The following is a 2515-nucleotide window of genomic DNA, read 5'->3' on the forward strand; positions in this document are numbered from 1 at the left end:
CCGTCCCCTCCAGCTCACCGCCCCCGGTGACCGGTGCCGGGCGCGGTGAGCTGGAGGGGACGGTTCGCGTGAGCGAGATACCAGCGAAGGCCACGGAGTCCGAGGACCCGTCGGGCGGCGCGAGGGACCAGACCGCCGCGAGTGCGGCGGCGACCGGTGGCGCCCTGTGGCAGAGCAGTCCGCCCGGCTCCATGTACGACTACATAAAGGTGGCCTCCTTCTCCATCGGTCCCGGCGGCCTGGTGGACCAGTGGAGCCTGCGCGCCGAGCAGCTGTTCGGCATTCCGGCCGCGCGCGCCGTCGGTATGGATCCCATCGAGGCGTTCATCGACCCCGACCTGCGGGAACAGGGCCAGCGCAAGATGGCGGAGATCCTCGACGGGCGCGAGTGGACCGGGGTCGTGCCCTTCCGGATGCCGGATCCGCCGGAGGGCGGGCGCGGGTCGGACGGCCTGGCCGAGGTCTATGTGATGCCGACCCGGACCGCGGAGGGCGAGAAGGCCGCCGTCTGCATCGTCGTGGACGTCCGCACCCTGCGCAGGATCGAGACCGATCTCGCCGCGTCCCAGGCGATATTCGGACAATCCCCCTTCGGTTTCCTGCTGCTCGACTTCGACCTGCGGGTACGGCGCGTCAACCAGCGGTTCGCCAATGTCTTCGGCGGCAGCCCGGACGACCACCGGGGCAAGGGCGTGTTCGACTATCTGCCGCGCGGCGAGGCCGAGCGGGTCTCGGCGACGCTGCGGCGGGTGCTGGAGAGCGGCGATCCCATCACCGACATGCATGTCACCGGTCATGTCCCGGGATCCGAGGAACGCCGGCACTGGTCGGTCAACCTCTACCGCGTGCACAGCGGCAGCGGCCGGCCCATCGGCGTGGCCTGGCTCGCCACCGATGTCACCTCCCGCCGCGCCGCCGCCCGCGAGGCCGCCGCGGCCCGGCGCAATCTGGCGCTGCTCAACGAGGCGGGGGCGCGGATCGGCAACTCGCTCGACCTGGAGACCACGGCGCGTGAACTCCTCGACGTCGTCGTCCCCGGCTTCTGCGACCTCGCCACCGTCGACCTCTACCAGGGGCTGCTGACCGGCGACGAGACCCCGCCCGGGATGGCCGACGGCAGTGCGGAGTTGCGCCGGGTCGCCATCGCCAGCGCGGTCGCGGACGCCCCCGTGGGCCGGGTCACCGAGACCGTCAAGGTCGGCGCCGTACATCACTTCCCCTTCAACTCCCCCTGCGCGGACGCCCTGCGCACCGCGCGACCGCGGGCGGTGCCGGCCGAGGAGGGGAGCCTGGTGCAGTCCACGCTCGCGGTGCCGATGGTCGCGCACGACACAGTGGTGGGGCTCGTACGGTTCGCACGGACCAAGGGCAGCGAGCCGTTCGGGGAGCGGGACCGGGACCTCGCGGTGGAACTGGCCGCGCGCGCCGCGGTCTGCATGGACAACGCGCGGCTGTACCGCCGGGAGCACGAGCGGGCGTTGATCCTCCAGCGCTCCCTGCTGCCGCCGGGCGACCCCGAGGCGTCGGGCCTGGACATCGCCTGCCGCTATCTGCCCGGCAACGCGGCGACCGAGGTCGGCGGCGACTGGTTCGATGTCATCGAACTGCCGGGTCACCGTACGGCGTTGGTGGTGGGCGATGTGATGGGGCGCGGGCTGCGGGCGGCGGTCGCGATGGGCGAACTGCGGACGGCCGTACGGACGTTGGCGCTGCTCGATCTCGAACCGGCCGAGGTGCTCTCCGCGTTGGACGAGATCGCGCGTGGGCTCGGTACACCGGGGGGTGTGCAGCAGGCGACGCGTACGGCGCGGCAGCCCAGGGACGCGGATCTGTCGGAGGTGTACCTCGCGACCTGCGTGTACGCCGTGTACGACTCGGTGACCCGGCGATGTACGTTCGCCAACGCGGGCCATCTGCCGCCGGTGCTGGTGGAACCAGGTGAGCCCGCGCTGATGCTGGACGTGCCGCCCGGGATGCCGCTCGGGGTGGGGGGCGAGCCCTTCGAGGAGGTGGAGGTCGAGCTGGCCGAGGGCGCGTTGCTCGCGCTGTACACGGACGGTCTGGTGGAGTCACGGGACCATCCGCTGGACGAGGGGCTGCACGCGTTCATCGGCGCGCTCACCGATCCGGCACGGCCGCTGGAGGATGTCTGCGACCACGTGCTCAACACCCTCGACACGCATCACGGTGAGGACGACATCGCGCTGCTGATGGCCCGGGTGCAGGGGCTGCCGGTGGACTCCGTCGGCGACTGGACGCTGCCGCGGGAGCCGCGGAGCGTGGGGCGGGCGCGGGAGCACGCTCGGGCGCAGTTGCTGGAGTGGGGGCTTGAGGCGCTGGTCGACACGACGGAGTTGCTGGTCAGCGAGCTGGTGACGAACGCGCTGCGGTACGGCGAGGGGGAGATCAGGCTACGGCTGCTGCTGGACCGGACGCTGGTGTGCGAGGTGTGGGACGGCGGGCTCGTGCAGCCCCGGCGTCGGCGGGCCCGGGACACGGACGAGGGCGGGCGGGG

The 2515-nt window shown here is 72.4% G+C and carries 1 protein-coding gene; it reads left to right on the forward strand.

The window, feature by feature from the left end; all coding sequences use genetic code 11:
- Positions 1-68 precede the first annotated feature (68 nt).
- On the forward strand, positions 69-2515 hold a 2447-nt coding region (locus CCN72_RS24160), incomplete at its 3' end, for a SpoIIE family protein phosphatase (RefSeq protein ID WP_086809527.1).

Source organism: Streptomyces murinus (assembly GCF_002154555.1).
Taxonomy (GTDB): domain Bacteria; phylum Actinomycetota; class Actinomycetes; order Streptomycetales; family Streptomycetaceae; genus Streptomyces; species Streptomyces murinus.